We start from the raw sequence: 16,285 nt of genomic DNA on the forward strand, positions 1-16,285 counted from the left end.
TTAAGGCCGACACTCGCAGGACTACTGGCGCTCGGCATTTATCCACAACAATTCTTCCCGCAACTCAATCTGACATTTGTCCACCATCCCACCAAAACGGGATCGGCTCAAGGGGCGACCCGCTTTCTCGACAATGTCCGCATCGAAGGCCCCATACCACTGATGGTGAAGGAATCTCTAGCCGTCATTCAGCGAAATATGAGCCGTCGCGCCGAAATAGTTGGGCACGGCCGCAAGGATGTCTGGGAGTACCCACCCGAAGCCTTGCGTGAGGCGATTGTCAATGCGCTCGTACATCGAGATTTCAGCCCAGGAACTCGCGGTATGCAGGTACAGATCGAGATGTATCCGGACCGACTTACCATCCTCAACCCGGGCGGCCTGTTCGGTGCGGTCGACATCGCCAACCTAGGCGAGGGGGCGTCGTCGTCAAGAAACTCGGTACTGCTGAAGATTCTGGAAGACGTCGTGATCCCGGGCGAGTCGTCCAGAACAATTTGCGAGAATCGCGGCTCGGGAATCCGCACGATGCGCGAAGAGCTCAAGAGCGCCGGCATGGGGCCTCCGGATTTCTTTGACCGCGTGACGTCGTTCCTGGTTCACATTCCAAACTATACTTTGTTCGACGACGACACGGTTAGATGGTTGACTGCCGTTGGTCCTGGACTTAAGGACACACAACGAATGGCCCTCGCGCTGATGCGCCACGGCCGCGTCCTCGACAACGCCGGCTATCGCGCCGCGACCGGTCAATATGACAGCAGGCAAGCTTATCGGGAATTGCAGGAGCTGGTCGCCCGCGAGCTGGTGGAACAGACTGGCGACAAGAACGGGGCACGATATTCGCTCAGCGATTACGCAACGTCTCTACTGGACGATAACGGCGCCCGAAAGATTCGCCCGAATCGTCGAAGGCAAATCGTAGAGCTGCTACGCCTCAGAAATGATCTATCCAAGACTGAGGTTAGCGACCTGTTGGGAATTAGCCCGAAAACAGTAGAGCACTACCTCCGCGAACTCCGCCGCGAACGCAAGGTCGAATCAACGGAAGCGAGTCGAGGCAGCAAGAACACCCGCTATCGACTAACGACCGAGGGCGAACAGGGTGAACTCTTTTCGTAGCTTATCGGAAAGCGGAGCGGCGGCCCACCCCGCCAGGTGGGCCGCCGCCGGCCTACTCAGCTGTTCATCAGCTGGAGCATCTGCTTGATCTGATCCGCGCGCGACGTGCTGATCCGGTCCGCCAACGCTTTCGCCTCGGCGTTGCTGCCCTGCTTCGTCTCCAGGCGGGCCATTTCCACCGCGTTGTGCTGGTGGGCTACGAACAGGTTCAGGAACGCCGTCTCGAACGCCGGGCCCTTCGCCTTCTTCAGGGCCGCGATCTCCTCCGGCCCGGTCGCCGGCAGGCCGCCGTGGTCGGCGTGTGCGCTCGGGGCGTGGTCCACGGTGGTCGGTGCCGACCACTGCTTGAGCCAGCCGGTCATCAGCTTGACCTCGTCCCGCTGGGTCACCTCGATCGCCTGCGCCAGGGTGCGGATCTCGCCGCGCTCGGCGCTCTTCGCCGCGAGGCGGACCATCTCCAGGCCCTGCCCGTGGTGCGCCACCATCATCTGCAGGTACATCACGTCGGTGTCGTTGTGGCCGCCCTCGGCCTGCACGGCCGCCTGGGCCTCGGCGACAGGTGCCTCCGAGGACGTACCGCAGGCGCCCAGCAGCATGGCCACCGCGATCAGGACTGCCGCATACCGGTTCTTCACAGCGGCAGCCAGAGCGCGAGGGTGTAGATCGACGGCTCCCAGCTGCGGATCGACGAGTGGCCCTGGCGGCACTTGTACGTCTTGCCCTCGAAGGTCACCTTGTCACCGGTGCGGTAGGCGACGCCCGGAGCCCATCCGGCGCCGCCCTCGGCGATCGGGACCGCGGGTGCCGTCGTGGTCGGTGCCGGTGCCGGCTTGGTGGTTGACGGCGGCGCGGGGTCTGACGTTGACGGCGCGGTGCTGGGGATGGTGCCGCCGGAGCCGCCACCGCCGCCGACGTTCAGGTCGATGCAGCTGTAGAACGCCATCGGGGTGTCGCCGATGTTCCAGACCGCGAGCACCTTCTGCCGGCCCGGGAACGCGCTCAGGTCGATGTTGTGGGTGACCACCGCGTCGGGCTGCGCGTTGCCGCCGTCGACCGTCGCGATCTTCTTGTCGCCGATGAAGTATTCCCAGTTGCTGGTGCGGTGCCGGGCTGTCATGACCCACGTGAAGGTGGCCGTGGCGCCGACCGCCTTGGCCGGCCAGTCGCGGCTCTCGTCGGACAGCACCGAGAAGCCGGCCACGCCGCCGTCACACGATTTCAGGCCCTTGGGTCCTTCGACGCTCTGCGGCTCGAACTGGATCTGGCCGCAGTCGGCGACCGCGCCGGACGCGCACAGGGCCTGCCTGCTGGGCGGCGCGGAGACGTAGCCGTGCGCGAGGGCGGGGGCGGCGCCGACCAGCGTCGAGCCGAGCGCTCCGAGCGCCACCAGCGGATAGGCGATGAACCTGCGCATCGTCTTGGTCTCCCAACGTGTCGTCCGGTGCTGACGACGGGAAACGTAACGAGGCTTTCCATAAAGAAGCCTTAACGGCAACGGAAACAATCATGAAGGCGCGCCCCGGCGGCGCCGGCCCACCGGGGGCGGCGCGGCCACGGCCTGCTCTTCTTCCGGTACGGCCAGCAGCATCGCGATCCGGGCCCCGCCCAGCGGCCCACGGTCGATCATCAGCCGCCCGCCGGCCGCCTCGGCGACCCGGCGCACGATGTCCAGCCCGAGCCCCGACGAACCGGCCCCGCTGACCCCCCGCCGCACCGCCGCGGCCGGGTCGCTGACTCCCCGGCCCGGCGTCGTCCACGAGCAGCCCGGCGGCGGAGACCGTGACCCGGAAGGCCACCCCCTCGGGGTGTGTGCGCGAAGACGTTGCCGAGCAGGGCGTCGACGGCCAGGATCAGCTCGCTGCGGGGCAACGGCACCGGTACGGGCACCTCGCCGCCGACCACCTTCCAGGGCCGCGCCTGGTCCTCGGCCAGCGCGGACCAGAACGCCAGCCGCTCGGCCAGCACCTCGACCAGGTCGGAACGCTGGGCGCCGCGGGCCTCGACGCCGAGCCGCGCCCCGGCGATGATCGCCTCGAGCTCCTCGTCGAGCATGTCGCACGCCTGGCGCATCCGGTCCGCGATGAGGCCGGGCGGCATGGTCTCCGCGTCCAGCCGCAGCGCGGTGAGCGGCGTCCGCAGCCGGTGCGACAGGTCGGCGGCCAGCTCGCGTTCGGCGTCCAGCAGCCGGCGCAGGTCACCGGCCATCGCGTTGAAGGCCATCGCGGCGTCGCGCAGCTCGGGCGGCCCGGACGGGGTGACCCGGGCGGTGAGCTCGCCGGCGCCCAGGCGGCGGCTGGAGCCGGCCAGCTCCCGCGTCGCGCGCACCAGCCGGCTGCCGAGCCGGTCCGCGACCAGCACCGAGCCGGCCACCAGCACGATGGCCAGGCCGCCCAGCGCGAACCAGGCCGCCCACACGCCGCGCCGCGTCTCCTCGTCCGGGACGTACACCTCGATGACCACGGCCCGGCCGTCGCTGAGCACGCTGGGCTGCAGGTAGGCGACCCCGCCGGTGGCGGTGGCGGTCACCGGCCGGCGGTAGGCGGTGGCCGACGCCACGTCGGCGCCGGTCACGTGGGTGGTGCCGACCGGCTCGATGCCCGGCAGGTGCACGGCCAGCCGGCCGGCGCTGCCGGCCACCGTGCTGGCGACGGCGCTGGTCAGCAGCTTCGGGTCGGCGTCGACGGCGAGCGCGGCGACCATGGCCGCGGCCTGCTGGCGGGCGTCGCCGATGGCCCGGTCGTGGGCGATCTGCCGGGTCGCGAAGGTGAGCGGCACCAGGAACGCCAGGGCCACCATCGAGGTGATGGCCAGCGCGAGCCGGTTCAGCTCCCATCTCACTGCGGGTCGACCATCATCACTCCGACCCCGCGTACGGTGCGCAGGAATCGCGGCGCGGCGGCCGTCTCGCCGAGCTTGCGGCGCAGCCAGGAGATGTGCACGTCGATGGTCTGCTCCTCGCCGATCCGCGACTGGTTCCACACCTCGGTCAGCAGCTCACGCCGGCTGACCACCTGCCCGACCCGCTCGGCCAGGTAGGTGAGCACGTCGAACTCGCGCCGGGTGAGCTGCAGCGGCTTGCCGCGCAGCGAGACCTTGCGCTGCCGGGGATTGATCACCAACTCACCCACGGTGATGGTGTCCGGGGTGGTGTCGGCGGCGGCCCGGGTGCGGCGCAGCACCGCCGCGATCCGCGCCAGGATGTGCCCACTGGAGAACGGCTTGGTCACGTAGTCGTCGGCACCGGCGCTCAGCAGGGCGATGATGTCGGCCTCGGCGCGCCGGGCGGTGGCGACGATGACCGGCACGTCGGAGACCGACCGCATCATCAGCAGCGCGTCCGTGCCGTCGATGTCGGGCAGCCCCAGATCGAGGATCACCAGGTCGGGCCGATCCTCGGTGAGGAACTTCAGCGCCTCGGCCGCCAGCCCGACGGGCCGGACGACGTGCCCGGCGTCGGACAGCGCGCGGGTCAGGGCGGCCGTGATGTATCGGTCGTCCTCAACCAACAGAATCAGCGCCATGCGACAACACTAGGGCCAGGTGCGATCATGGCCGAGTGCGATCTGGAGGAAGGCTGGTCCCGGTGCTCGGCTGGTGTGCCGCCACCCTGACCAGCGTGGCGCTGGCCTCGGTGGCGATGCTGCCGGTGCTGCGTACGGCCACGCCGGACGAGAGCGCGCTGGTCTCGGTGGATCAGCTGCGGGAGTCCGGCGAGCTCGCGCCGACACCGTTACCGCAGGTGAGCGCCGCCGACCCCACCCCGCGGCCGGAGCCCAGCGCCAAGCCCTCGCCGTCGCGCAGCCGGAGCGCGAAGCCGAGCAGCACGCCGGCGCGCACCTCGGCCACGCCCTCGCCCCCGAAGACGACCTCGGCCACCGCGCGCACCACCACCGAGGACGGCTGGACGGTCACCACGGACGGCGACGGCACGAAGTCGTACGTGCGGTCGTTCCGGGTCGACGGCGGCCAGGCGGTGATCCGGATGACCGAGGACAAGGTCGAGGTGGTCACGGCCACGCCGAGCGACGGCTACTCGGTGGCGACGGTGCAGAACAGCCCGGACAACCTCGCGGTCTACTTCAACGAGGTCAACCACAGCTTCGTGATCCACGCGGTGTGGCACGTGGATCGCCCGTTCGTCGAGGTCAGCGAGGTCGGGAAGTAGCCTCGCCGCAACACTAGGCACAGACGACCTGGACGCCCGCGTCCCGGAAGCCGTCCAGCAGTTCCTCCGGCGCGCCCGAGTCGGTGACCAATGTCTCGACCTTGCTGATCGGGCAGATCCGGGCGAAGGCGTGCCCGCCCAGCTTGGACGAGTCGGCGATCACCACGACCCGCTTGGCCCGGGCCACCATCAGGCTGTTCATCGCCGCCTCGCCCTCGTGGTGCGCGGCGGCGCCCAGCTCGACGTCGAGCGCGTCGACGCCGATCAGCACGATGTCGAGGGTGACCTCCCTGAGCAGCGCCCCGCCCAGCGGGCCGACCAGCTCGAAGGACTGCGGGCGGACCACGCCGCCGGCCACGACGATCTTCATCCGGGACCGGACCAGCAGCTCGTTGGCGATGTTCAGCGCGTTGGTCACCACGGTGAGCTGGGCGCCGTCCCCGCTGCTGTTGAGGTCGGGGCGGACCGCCAGGGCCCGGGCCACCTCGGTCATCGTGGTGCCGCCGTTGAGCCCGACCACCGTGCCCGGCACCACCAGGTTCGCCGCCGCCTCGCCGATGCGCTGCTTCTCCGCCGAGTGCTTGGCGCTCTTGTAGCGCAGCGGCAGGTCGTAGGAGACGCCGCTGGCGACCGCGCCGCCCCGGGTGCGGGTGATCATCTGCTGCTGGGCGAGCTGGTCGAAGTCGCGGCGGATGGTGGCCTGCGAGACGTCGAGCCGGCCGGCGGCGTCCTCGACACTGACCCGGCCACTCTCCGCGAGTAACTCGAGCAGGGCATTCCACCGCGCGTACCGGTCCACCCGAGCTCCCTGCTGCACGTTTCGTGATAAGAGTGTGCACATTAGTGCGCGAAACCTCGTGAAGCAAAGAGTGTGCCTGCTCGAACACGCTGCGGTGGTTGCGGATGCGCAGACCTTCCACGCAGAATGACGCTCGAAATACCGGTAAACCGAGCGCATCTGCGCAGGCGATTGTAGGGAAAACTGCCATGAGTCACGTCAAGGTGGAGATCGCCAGCCAGCCAGACTGCTGGCTGCAGGCCGCGAAACTCGCCGATTCGCCCGGCCTCCCAACGGCGGGAGAGCGGGTCGCGGTCGTCGGGTGCGGCACCTCCTGGTTCATGGCGAAGGCGTACGCCGCGTTGCGCGAGCAGCTCGCCCTCGGTGAGACCGACGCCTTCCAGGCGTCCGAGTTTCCCCTCGGGCGCGCATACGACCGGGTCGTCGCGATCACCCGTTCCGGCGCCACCACCGAGGTCATCGACCTGCTGGACACCCTGGACGGCCGCACACCGACCACCGTCATCACCGCCGACGGCGCCGAGCCGGCCGCCGCGGTGGCCCAGAATGCCATCGTTCTGGATTTCGCGGACGAGCTGTCGGTGGTGCAGACCCGCTTCGCCACCAGCGCGCTCGCGCTGCTCCGCGCCCATCTCGGGGTGGATCTGGAGCCGATCGCCGCCGACGCCGAGGTGGCCGTGCGCCTGCCGCTGCCCGTGCACCCCGCGCTGGCCCGGCAGATCACCTTCCTGGGCCGAGGCTGGACGGTCGGGCTCGCCGAGGAGGCCGCCCTCAAGTGCCGTGAGGCCGCCGGGTGGTGGGCCGAGGCATACCCGGCGATGGACTACCGGCACGGACCCATCGCCATCGCCGCGCCCGGACGGGTGGTCTGGGCGTTCGGCGAGATCCCGGCCGGCCTGGCCGACGACGTGGAGGCGACCGGGGCCGCGTTCGTGCACAGCCGCTACAACGGCGGCTACGCGGCGCTGGGCAAGTGGTGCGGCGGCCGGGCCCCGCTGGACCCGATGGCGGACCTCGTCATGGCTCAGCGCGTCGCCGTGCTGCTGGCCACGAGCCAGGGGCTCGACCCCGACCACCCGCGCAACCTCACCCGCTCGGTCGTCCTCAAGTGACGACCCACCAGCAGCAGAGATAGCACCGTGAGCACTGTCGTTGTGATGGCGCTCGAAGCGCAGCGTGGCACCAAACCCCCCGCCCGCCCCGAAGGGCCAGGCCGTGAGCAGTGACGTTGTGGTGGCTCTCGAAGCGCAGCGTGGCACCAAACCCCCCGCCCGCCCCGAAGGGCCAGGCCGTGAGCAGTGACGTTGTGGTGGCTCTCGATGTGGGTGGCACCGGTATGAAGTGTGCGCTGGTCCGGCCGGACGGCACGGTCCAGCACGCGGAGCGGCACCCCACCCTGGCGGCCCGGGGCCCCGAGGCGGTCACCGCGAACATTCTCGACGTCGCCGCCGGCCTCGCCGACCGGGCCCGCGCGGACGGGCTGAACCCGGTCGCGGCCGGTGTCGCGGTCCCCGGCGTCGTCGACGAGGAGACCGGCACCGCCGTCTGGTCCAGCAACGTGGGCTTCCGCGACGTACCCCTGCGGGATCTGGTCTCGGACCGCCTGGGCGTACCGGCCGCGCTCGGCCACGACGTCCGCGTCGGTGGCCTGGCCGAGGCCCGCCTCGGCGCGGGCCGGGACCAGCGGCACGTGCTCTTCATCGCGATCGGCACCGGCATCGCGGCCGCGCACGTGGTCGACGGCAAGGCGTTCGCCGGCGCGCACGGCGCGGCCGGCGAGGTCGGGCACGTCATCGTGCGGCCCGGCGGCCCGCTCTGCGGCTGCGGCGCCCGCGGCTGCCTCGAATCGGTGGCATCCGCGGCCGCAGTCGGCCGCCGGTATGTGGAACTGTCCGGCACCGCCGGGGTCACCGCCTCCGACGTGGTCGCCCGCGCCGCGGCCGGCGAGGCGCTGGCGAACACCGTCTGGACCGAGGCGATCGAGGCGTTCGCGGACGGCCTGCTCACCGCGCAGGCGCTCTACGACGCCGGGATCGTGGTGCTCGGCGGCGGGCTCGCCGAATCCGGCGAGGCGCTGCTCGCCCCGCTGCGGATCGCGCTGGACGCCCGGATCACCTTCCATCGGGTGCCGCGAATCGTGCGCGCGGCGCTCGGCGACACCGCGGGCTGCCTCGGCGCCGCGCTGCTGGCCCTGGACAGCCTGGAGGCTCCCTCTTGACGGAAAAGATCAGCGGTCGTGTCGTCCGGCCCGGTGCGGTCGTGCCCGGGTACGTGGAGGTCGACGGGCCGACGATTCTGGACGTCACGGAACGGGGCCACCCGGGCGGCGACATCATCGTGCCGGGCTTCGTGGACCTACACTGCCACGGCGGCGGCGGGCACACGTTCACCCGGGGCGACGCTATGGCGGCGCGGGCAGCGGCGGCCTTCCACCTGCGGCACGGCACCACGACGATGCTGGCCAGCCTGGTCAGTTCCCCGTTCGAGCTGATGTGCGACGCCACCGCCGGCTACCTGCCGCTGGTTGCCGACGGCACGATCGCTGGGGTGCACTTCGAGGGGCCGTACCTGTCACAGCCGCGCTGCGGCGCGCAGAACCCGGCGTTCCTGCGGGACCCGTCGCTGACCGAACTGACCGCGCTGGTCAAGCTCGGCGCGGGGGCGATCCGGATGGTGACCGTCGCCCCCGAGTTGCCGGGCGCGCTGGACGCGATCGCATTCCTGGCCGCCAACGGGGTCGTCGCGGCGCTGGGACACACCGATGCGACGTACGCGCAGACCCTGGCCGGGGTCGCGGCCGGCGCCACCGTGGGCACCCACCTGTTCAACGGCATGCGGCCGGCGCACCATCGCGAGCCGGGCCCGGTCGTCGCCCTGCTGGATTCCCCCTCGATCGTCTGCGAACTGATCGCCGACGGCATCCACCTGCACGACGGGATGCTGCGCTTCGCGGCCCACGCGGCCGGGCCTGACCGGGCCGCGCTGATCACCGACGCGATGGACGCGGCGGGCATGCCGGACGGGCGCTACGAACTGGGCGGCCAGGAGGTGACGGTCGCCGACCGGGTGGCCCGGCTGGTCCGGGACGGCTCGATCGCGGGCAGCACGCTGACCATGGACGCGGCGTTCCGGCGGGCGGTCGGCGCGGGGCTGGACCTGGCGACGGCGGCGATGATGGCCTCGACCACGCCGGCCCGAGCCCTGGGGCTCGGGGACGAGGTGGGGGCGCTGGAGGCCGGACTGCGCGCGGACCTGGTGGTGCTCGCGCCCGATCTGACCGTCCGGCGGGTGATGCGCGCCGGCGCCTGGGTCTAGGCCGTGGTGCAGAAAGGGCCGGCCTAGGGCCGGCGGCGGCCGTCGGGGTGAATTTCGTTGAACGTGATGAGCCAGCGGATCTGCTCCCGTGGGGGCACCCCGCACCCGCGCAGGAAGCCCAGCACGGTCTCCTGCCGGGGAGTGCCTCCGGCGGTGATCAGGTTGTGGACCGTGGCGCGGGAGATCGGCGTCCCGGCGTCCTTGCTGCGCTTGGCAACGCTGTCCAGGGAACGTCTTCGCGTGGTCATCAACGCACGCAGGCGCTCCGCGAACTCGACCGGAGTGGCGGCCCCGGTGGGATCGGGGAGGATCGCGGGCAAACTGGCGGCGCTCATTTGTCTCGCCTCGTCCTGACTTGGCGGGTGAACAGGATCTGGATTACGCCGATCTTTCTGCGACCGGCCGCCGGGAACAAGCACGCAGTTGCGTACGTGTTATCTGAGCCTGCTCCGCTGCGCGACGGTCGCCGGGTCCTTCGGGGTGGCGCGCGTCGCATACTGCGGCACGGGGCAGGCGTCGGTGCCGTTGTCGCGGCTCAGGCCGTACCGGATCGGGCTCGCCGCCGGGCCCGGCGGCGTGCCGATGTCGTCCGCCGCGGTGCTTCGGGTCACGACCCGCACGTAGAGGTTGTAGTCGGCACCCCGCTCGTTGGACGTGAAGGTCGCCTCGCCATCCAGGTAGTAGTACTCGAACGCCCACATCTGCTGGGCGCCCTCCGGCAGCAGCGCCGTGCCGTGCGCGGGGTCGCCCATGCCGGTGCTGCCCGCCGGGGCGCCGGGCGTCGGGTCGTCGAGGCGGCGCCCACCGCCGGACGCGACGTGGAACAGCTTGCCCCTCAGGCCGGTCCACGACGGCATGGCGACCGTGCCGACCCGCTGGGTGAACGCGACGGCGAACTCCACCCGGAGATAGCCGCGTCCGCGGTAGGTCGCCCACTCCCCGCGGTGGATCAGCGAGGTGACCTCCGGCCGCGAATCGTTGTCGCCGCTGGCCACCACGGCCAGGGTGCCTTCCGGGCGGGCGGGCAGCCGGCGTGGTTCGCGGTTCTTGGGCGGCGCCGCGTCGACGGTGTCGACCACGCTGCCGTACCGCGCCGGGTTCGCGGTGGCGCGGGCGGAAGGCGACACGGAGGGCGCGACGGAATCCGCCGTGCGGGACGTCGTGGGGGTCGCCGTCGGTGACGGGGTGGCCGCGGCCACGGGCGGCCGGGTGTGCTCCGGGGAGTCATCCAGGGTGACCGCGATGCCGGCAGCGCCGGAGACCGCGATGGCGGCGACCCCCGCGACGACGGCCTTCGTCAGCGCGGACCCGCCCAGCCAGCCGGCGCCGGAGGCGACGACGCCCGCCATCCCGGCCGTGACGCTCGCGGCTCCCACGCCGGTGCTGAGGGCGGTGGCCGCGATCGACGGCGGGATCGGCAGCATCGCCAGCCCGGCCAGCAGCCGGTCCGGCGGTACGAGCCGGGACCGGTACGGCGAGCAGGCGGAACAGTCGCGCAGGTGCCGGCCCAGCCGCTTGCGCCACACCGGATCGGGCTTGCCGTCCCAGGCGGCGAGCACGGTGGCCAGATCCGGACAGATCGGGCGGGCCGCCAGCACACCGACAATACAGCGCGTCAGCTCCAGCTGGTCACGCATGCGCTTGAGCCGCACCGCGGCGTGACCGGGAGTGGTGTCGAGGGCGACCACCAGGTCCGCCCGGGTGATCTTGCCGGCCACCTCCAGCCACCAGAGGGAGAGCAGGAACCGATCGTCCGGGTCGAGCCAGCGCACCGCCTCCACGACCTGCCGGCGTTGCCCGGACAGGCCCAGTCGCAGCACCGTCGCGTCGGCGAAGTCGGCAGCCGGGTCGGCGACCTCCACGGCCGCGTCGAGCGGGTTGGCGCGCTCGGTGGCCGCACGGCGGCGCCGGATGCGCTCGGCGATCTGGCGGTGCACGATCGCCAGGATCCAGCCGGAGAACCGGGCCGGCTCCCGCACCGACGGCAGGTTCTCGACCACTCGCAGCAGCGTCTCCTGCACCACGTCGTCGACGTCGGCATGGCCGTTCAGGGCCCGCCCGGCGACGTTGTACAGCATCGCCAGGTGGGACTCGATCAGCTCACCCAGGGCGCCGCGGTCACCGCGCTGGGCGGCGATCACCCGATCCGCGGTCGCTGTCGTCCCGGTGGTGCGCATGCGTCCGTCATCTCCCTGTCCGCGGCTGGGCACCGGCGCCCGGCGCAGCCGCATGATCATGCGCCGGGCGGTGGAAGGTCAACCTCTCCGCTTGCGCAGCCGCAGCAGCAGGGCTCCACCGATCGCCGCGGCCGCGGCGGTGCCGCCCGCCAGTCCGGCGATCGTGCCGGTGCCGACGCCGAGTTCGGACCGCTGACCGGCCAGATTCAGTTCCGGGCCGGCCGTGGCGGTCGCCGACCCGCGCGCGCCGGAGACCCGGGCGGGCCGGACGCCGCCGCCCGGAACGCTCGTGGAGGAGCCGGTGGAGGACCGCCGGGCTCCGGAGCGCGGGCTGGGCGGCACCGGGCCTGCGGATGCCGGCGTCGCGGCCGGGGCTGCGGTCGCGGCGGCAGTGGTGACGCTGCGGTCCCGGGTGAACAGCAGGGTGCCGAAGCCCAGCACGTCGTAGCCACCGCTGTTGGGCCCGTAGTCCCCGCCACCGCCCTCCGCCCGCAGGGTCGCCGCGATGGCGCTCACGTTCGGCGTGGACAACCCCCGGCGCTGCGCGTAATGGTTGTGGACCAGCTCCCAGACCGGCCGCTGCTGGCCGCGCGACGCCGCAGAGATCGTCGTCTGCTCCCGGGGCGCGCAGGTCGTGCCCGTCCCCCAGCGGTAGGTGGTGAACGGGACGTCCTGGCCCAGGTTGTACCGGGCCACGTACTCGGCGCCCTTGAGGAACCGGTTGTCGTCGTGGCCGTACAGGTCGACGCCCTGGTTCCAGGCCATCTCGCAGATGCTGCCCAGCAGGCCGATGCCCATCACCGTGTGTGCCTGGTCGCGGCCGCTCTCCTGCCACTGCCCGAGGGCGCCGTGCAGGAACGGAACCGCGTGCCCGATCGAACCGTTGCCCGCGCCGTTCCGGGTGTAGTCGACGGCCCGATCGAAGAGCTCGCGGTCCTCGCAGAGGATGCCGACCGCCATGATCGACGCGACCGTGCACAGGTCCCAGTTGGCCCAGTAGTTCGTGATGCACGCCGTGTTGTGCCGGACCAGGAAGTCCTCGTTCATCGGGTAGAACACCGTCAGGAGCAGTTGCTGCGCGGCGGCCAGGTCGAAGCCGTCGTAGCCGCGCATCAGCTCGGCGGCGTTGGCGAGTTGGTAGCCGTAGATGCCGGCCGCGAGGAACCGGTCCGCGTTGCCGTTCACCGCGGTCAGCGTTCGTGACCAGCTGTTGAGGATGTCCCGGGCGGTGTCCGCGTGCGCGGTCTCGCCGGTGATCCGCCAGCGCAGGGCGTTCTGGTAGGCCGCGTGCACGTCCAGGTAGAACTGCGGGTAGTTCTGCCCGGTCCCGCCGCGGATCACCGTCGCCAGCGGGCGCGGCCGCCAGCTGCTCTGCGAGCGCCCGTTCGCGGTCAGCCGGCGCCAGCCGGCCGTCACGACGGCGTCGCCGGCCGCGAGTTTCGCCCGGATCCGGGCGAAGTCGGCGCTGGTGTGGAGCATGCCGGGATGGGCGAAGGGTGCGGCGGCGGCGAAGGCCGGGCCGGCCTGCGGACCGACGGCGGCGAGCGCGCCGGCCAACCCGGCCCCGAGCAGGACACCCCGGCGACTGACCGAAACCTGCGGCAGTGACACGTGACCCAGCCTTTCCGTAGGAGGTGCGATCACCTTGATGACGCTGGCGAGCACACCGGCATTACGGAAATCTCGGGACGGGCTACAGACCGGCCGGACGGTCGAGGCCGCGGGGCAGCCGCGGCAGCGGGATCGCGTCCCACGGGATGCGGGCCAGCAGCCGGGTCAGGACCAGGCCGAGCAGCAGCCCCGCCACCGAGTCGGTGATCCAGTGGTACGCCAGCCAGGTCGTCGTGCAGAAGACGATGGCCGGCGGCAGCACCCGCAGGGCCGCGTACCGCCGTGCCGTCAGCGGCGGCCGGTCCAGCGACCGCAGCAGCGCGTTGAGCAGCACCGCGATAACGCCGTACCAGACCAGGGCGTTGGCGACGTGGCCGGACGGGTAGCTCATCGCCTTGAGGCCGGAGGCGTAGTCGTTGAAGAGCACCAGCCGGTCCGGGCCCTCGAAGGCCGGGGCCGCGCGGTCCAGCCAGACCTTCAGCGGGCCGATCGTGACGTAGGTCAGCGCGAAGATCGCCGCGAAGACCAGCAGCGGGCGGACGGACCGGCGCCGCCAGGCCACCAGCCCGGCCAGCACGATCGCGATCGGCATCAGCACCTGGCCGCCCTGGCCGAGGTAGTTCAGCACCCGCAGGAGCACGTAGAGCGGGGTGGGCCGGTGATCGTCGGCCCAGTCGGCCACCCGCTCGTCGACGGTGAGCAGGTGACCCTGGGCCAGCGCGACGGTCAGGGCGACGAAGCCGGCGAGCAGGAGCAGGTCGAACCACCAGCCCCGGGGCCGTACGGGCAGCAGCCGCCCAGGTCTGGTCTCCGTCCGCACCACCGCCTCACGCATGGCGCATACGGTACGTCAGAGATACGACTTGATCTTGGCGTGGAGCAGGTCGGCGCGGACCCCGGCGTTCGGGCAGCCGCCGAAGTGATGCAGCGCCACCACCTTGTCGGTCTTGCGGGACAGCACCGGGCTGCCGCTCGATCCGCCCTCGGTGTCGCAGTAGTACGAGACGTCCGAATCCCGCGCGTACCCGTCGAAAGCCGGATCCACGACCGCGCAGGTGCCCGCCCGGTCGCCGAGGCGCCCGGCGATCCGGGTCGGCTCGCCGGCCGGGTGCTGCGGCACGTAGAGCTCCTGGCCCTTCGCCGGGCGAGCGGAGTCCAGGTTCAGGTAGCCGAACTTCTGCACCGAGCGGAAGTTTCCGACCGTGAACAGGGTGAAGTCCAGCACATGCTCGGTGGCCAGCACCTTGTCGCCCCAGACCTTGGTCGGCTTGAAGACCTCGAAGCCGCCGCAGGTGGCGCACTGATAGTTGAACCAGACCTCGGTCTCGTACGCGTTCGCCGAGTTGTCGAAGCAGTGGTTGTTGGTCAGCATCCGGTTCTTCTCGCCGACCCGCCAGCCGGTGCACAACTCGGTGCCGTTGATCAGCAACCGGGCGATGGCCTTGGACCGGGTGTAGGCGACCGGGTCGGCCGAGCGGTAGCAGACCGCGTCCCGGCTCTCGTCGGTGCCGCAGACGGACTCCTCACGGCCGGTGCGGCCGGGAGTCGTCAGCTGCTCCTCGGGGACCCGCGCCTGCTCCTTGCGCGAGTAGCCGCGCGCCACCTGGTCCACGTTCACGCCGAGCCGGCCGAGCAGCGAGCCGACCAGGTTCCCGCCGCCGCGGTGCATCTCGACCACGGCGGTGTCGCCGGTGATCGACATAGCCCACCGGCCGGTGGAGGCGCCGTCCAGCAGCCGCGGCGCGTCGTAGCGGTAGGACTCCTCGCCCTCGGCGTCGGAGACCGTCAGGTAGTCGCCCGGCAGCATCGCCATGCGGCTGAAGTGCACCTTGACGTAGGAGGCCTGCGGGTAGTGGAAGACCTCGCGCTCCGGGGCGCCGTACCCCAGCAGTTTGTCGATCGACAGCAGCTCGCCGACCTTCTGCCGGCCGTCGCCGTCGTTCGCGGCGGCGGACTCGGGCGCCTTCGCGCCGGTCTCCGCGGGCTCGGCCGACTCGGACGCGGACGCGGACGGCTTCGCGGCCGGGGCCTCGGCCGCGTCGGCCGGGCTGCTGAGCATGGGCCCGGCCGTGCCGCCCGTCGCGGCCGCGGGCTGCTCCGCAGCGACGGGGGTACGGGCTGAGCCGCCCGCCTCCTGCCAGGAGCCGACCGGGCGACCCGCGTCCGCCGAGTACTTCCAGGCCGCCCCGCCGGCCGTGCCGGCCAGCGCCAGGGCAGCACTCGCCCCGACGACGATGCTCACCGCGCGTCGCAAATTCACTCCCGCCCCTCGAGTCACATCGCCGGCCCGACCACTCCGGCGATCTCGCTTCTGTGTAACGAGCCACGTGCGGCAGCGACGCGCGCCCCGGAGCGTGCACACTGGGCTCGTGCGAATCACGTCCGCCCTAGTCGACCCGGCGCTGCTGGACCTGCCGTGGAGCGTGCCGCTCGAGGAGTGGCCGGCCTCTCACCTGGTCGCGTTGCCGCAGGGCATCTCGCGGCACATCGTCCGGTTCGTCAAGCTCAACGACACCGTCTACGCCCTCAAAGAGACCCGGGAGCGCATCGCCGAGAAGGAATACGACCTGCTCCGGGCCCTGGAGCGGATCGACTTCCCGGCGGTGGAGGCGGTGGCCATCGTCAACGACCGTCTGGACGACGCCGGCGAGCCGCTGGAGTCGGTGCTGATCACCCGGCACCTGCAGTTCTCGCTGCCGTACCGGGCGCTCTTCTCCCACATGCTGCGGCCCGAGACGATGAACAGGCTGCTCGACGCGCTCGCCGCGCTGATCGTGCGGATGCACCTCACCGGCTTCTCGTGGGGTGACTGCTCGCTGTCCAACACGCTGTTCCGGCGGGACGCGGGCGCCTTCGCGGCATACCTGGTCGACGCGGAGACCGGCAACCTGTATCCGAAGCTCTCCGAGGGTCAGCGCAGCGAGGACATCGAGATCCTGCGGCTGAACATCTTCGGCGAGTGCCTCGACCTGGAGGCCGCCGAGCTGCTGCACGAGGCGATCGACCCGGAGGCCGTGGTCGACGACATCGTGGCCCGCTACGAGCGGCTCTGGCACGAGGTCACCTACGAGCAGGAGGTGCCCCGCGACGCCCGGC

General features: G+C 71.4%; 15 protein-coding genes and 1 pseudogene. 6 read left to right on the top strand and 10 right to left on the bottom strand.

Going from position 1 to position 16,285, the window contains the following annotated elements:
• A partial coding sequence (locus DMB66_RS51270) for an ATP-binding protein (RefSeq protein ID WP_125811374.1) occupies nucleotides 1–1,122 on the top strand: 1,122 nt, incomplete at its 5' end.
• Between the two features lie 56 nt (nucleotides 1,123–1,178).
• Here the strand turns inward: DMB66_RS51270 and DMB66_RS51275 are convergent.
• The 4 genes and pseudogenes from DMB66_RS51275 to DMB66_RS51290 all read right to left on the bottom strand — a co-directional run bounded on the left by DMB66_RS51275 (nucleotide 1,179) and on the right by DMB66_RS51290 (nucleotide 4,643).
• On the bottom strand, nucleotides 1,179–1,712 hold the full coding sequence (locus tag DMB66_RS51275; RefSeq protein ID WP_370320952.1) for a DUF305 domain-containing protein: 534 nt from the start codon (nucleotides 1,710–1,712) through the stop codon (nucleotides 1,179–1,181).
• A 41-nt stretch (nucleotides 1,713–1,753) separates the two neighbouring features.
• Nucleotides 1,754–2,536 (bottom strand): lytic polysaccharide monooxygenase, encoded by a 783-nt coding sequence (locus DMB66_RS51280; protein WP_125811375.1) that lies wholly within the window; start codon nucleotides 2,534–2,536, stop codon nucleotides 1,754–1,756.
• Between the two features lie 90 nt (nucleotides 2,537–2,626).
• Nucleotides 2,627–3,960: pseudogene (locus DMB66_RS51285) on the bottom strand (sensor histidine kinase).
• Nucleotides 3,957–4,643 (bottom strand): response regulator transcription factor, encoded by a 687-nt coding sequence (locus DMB66_RS51290; protein ID WP_125811376.1) that lies wholly within the window; start codon nucleotides 4,641–4,643, stop codon nucleotides 3,957–3,959. The pseudogene DMB66_RS51285 and the gene DMB66_RS51290 overlap by 4 nt, the downstream one beginning before the upstream one ends.
• A gap of 35 nt (nucleotides 4,644–4,678) precedes the next feature.
• Between DMB66_RS51290 and DMB66_RS51295 the strand changes: the two genes are divergently transcribed.
• Entirely contained in the window at nucleotides 4,679–5,287 is a 609-nt protein-coding gene (locus DMB66_RS51295) for a DNA mismatch repair protein MutL (protein WP_125811377.1), read from the top strand.
• A gap of 13 nt (nucleotides 5,288–5,300) precedes the next feature.
• Here the strand turns inward: DMB66_RS51295 and DMB66_RS51300 are convergent, their stop codons facing one another.
• Nucleotides 5,301–6,086, bottom strand: a complete 786-nt coding sequence (locus DMB66_RS51300) for a DeoR/GlpR family DNA-binding transcription regulator (protein ID WP_125811378.1) — start codon at nucleotides 6,084–6,086, stop codon at nucleotides 5,301–5,303.
• Between the two features lie 188 nt (nucleotides 6,087–6,274).
• Between DMB66_RS51300 and DMB66_RS51305 the strand changes: the two genes are divergently transcribed.
• From DMB66_RS51305 to nagA, 3 genes are all read left to right on the top strand, one after another.
• Entirely contained in the window at nucleotides 6,275–7,198 is a 924-nt protein-coding gene (locus DMB66_RS51305) for an SIS domain-containing protein (protein ID WP_125811379.1), read from the top strand.
• A gap of 179 nt (nucleotides 7,199–7,377) precedes the next feature.
• On the top strand, nucleotides 7,378–8,304 hold the full coding sequence (locus DMB66_RS51310) for an ROK family protein (protein WP_125811380.1): 927 nt from the start codon (nucleotides 7,378–7,380) through the stop codon (nucleotides 8,302–8,304).
• Entirely contained in the window at nucleotides 8,301–9,401 is a 1,101-nt protein-coding gene (gene nagA / locus DMB66_RS51315) for an N-acetylglucosamine-6-phosphate deacetylase (protein WP_125811381.1), read from the top strand. The genes DMB66_RS51310 and nagA overlap by 4 nt, the downstream gene beginning before the upstream one ends.
• Before the next feature lie 23 nt (nucleotides 9,402–9,424).
• On the opposite strand, the gene DMB66_RS51320 is transcribed toward nagA, so the two are convergent.
• The 5 genes from DMB66_RS51320 to DMB66_RS51340 all read right to left on the bottom strand — a co-directional run bounded on the left by DMB66_RS51320 (nucleotide 9,425) and on the right by DMB66_RS51340 (nucleotide 15,449).
• Nucleotides 9,425–9,736: a helix-turn-helix transcriptional regulator gene (locus DMB66_RS51320; RefSeq protein WP_125811382.1), complete on the bottom strand. Its 312-nt coding sequence runs from the start codon at nucleotides 9,734–9,736 to the stop codon at nucleotides 9,425–9,427.
• Nucleotides 9,737–9,835: 99 nt separating this feature from the next.
• On the bottom strand, nucleotides 9,836–11,578 hold the full coding sequence (locus DMB66_RS51325; protein WP_125811383.1) for an RNA polymerase sigma factor: 1,743 nt from the start codon (nucleotides 11,576–11,578) through the stop codon (nucleotides 9,836–9,838).
• A gap of 78 nt (nucleotides 11,579–11,656) precedes the next feature.
• Nucleotides 11,657–13,189: an alginate lyase family protein gene (locus tag DMB66_RS51330; protein ID WP_199753134.1), complete on the bottom strand. Its 1,533-nt coding sequence runs from the start codon at nucleotides 13,187–13,189 to the stop codon at nucleotides 11,657–11,659.
• Between the two features lie 82 nt (nucleotides 13,190–13,271).
• A complete protein-coding gene (locus DMB66_RS51335) occupies nucleotides 13,272–14,024 on the bottom strand; it encodes a phosphatase PAP2 family protein (RefSeq protein ID WP_125811384.1) in 753 nt (250 codons plus the stop codon).
• Nucleotides 14,025–14,039: 15 nt separating this feature from the next.
• Nucleotides 14,040–15,449 (bottom strand): serine protease, encoded by a 1,410-nt coding sequence (locus DMB66_RS51340; protein ID WP_233625437.1) that lies wholly within the window; start codon nucleotides 15,447–15,449, stop codon nucleotides 14,040–14,042.
• A 109-nt stretch (nucleotides 15,450–15,558) separates the two neighbouring features.
• Here DMB66_RS51340 and DMB66_RS51345 point away from each other — a divergent pair.
• On the top strand, nucleotides 15,559–16,285 hold a 727-nt coding region (locus DMB66_RS51345), incomplete at its 3' end, for a lipopolysaccharide kinase InaA family protein (RefSeq protein ID WP_233625438.1).

The organism is Actinoplanes sp. ATCC 53533 (assembly GCF_003947245.1).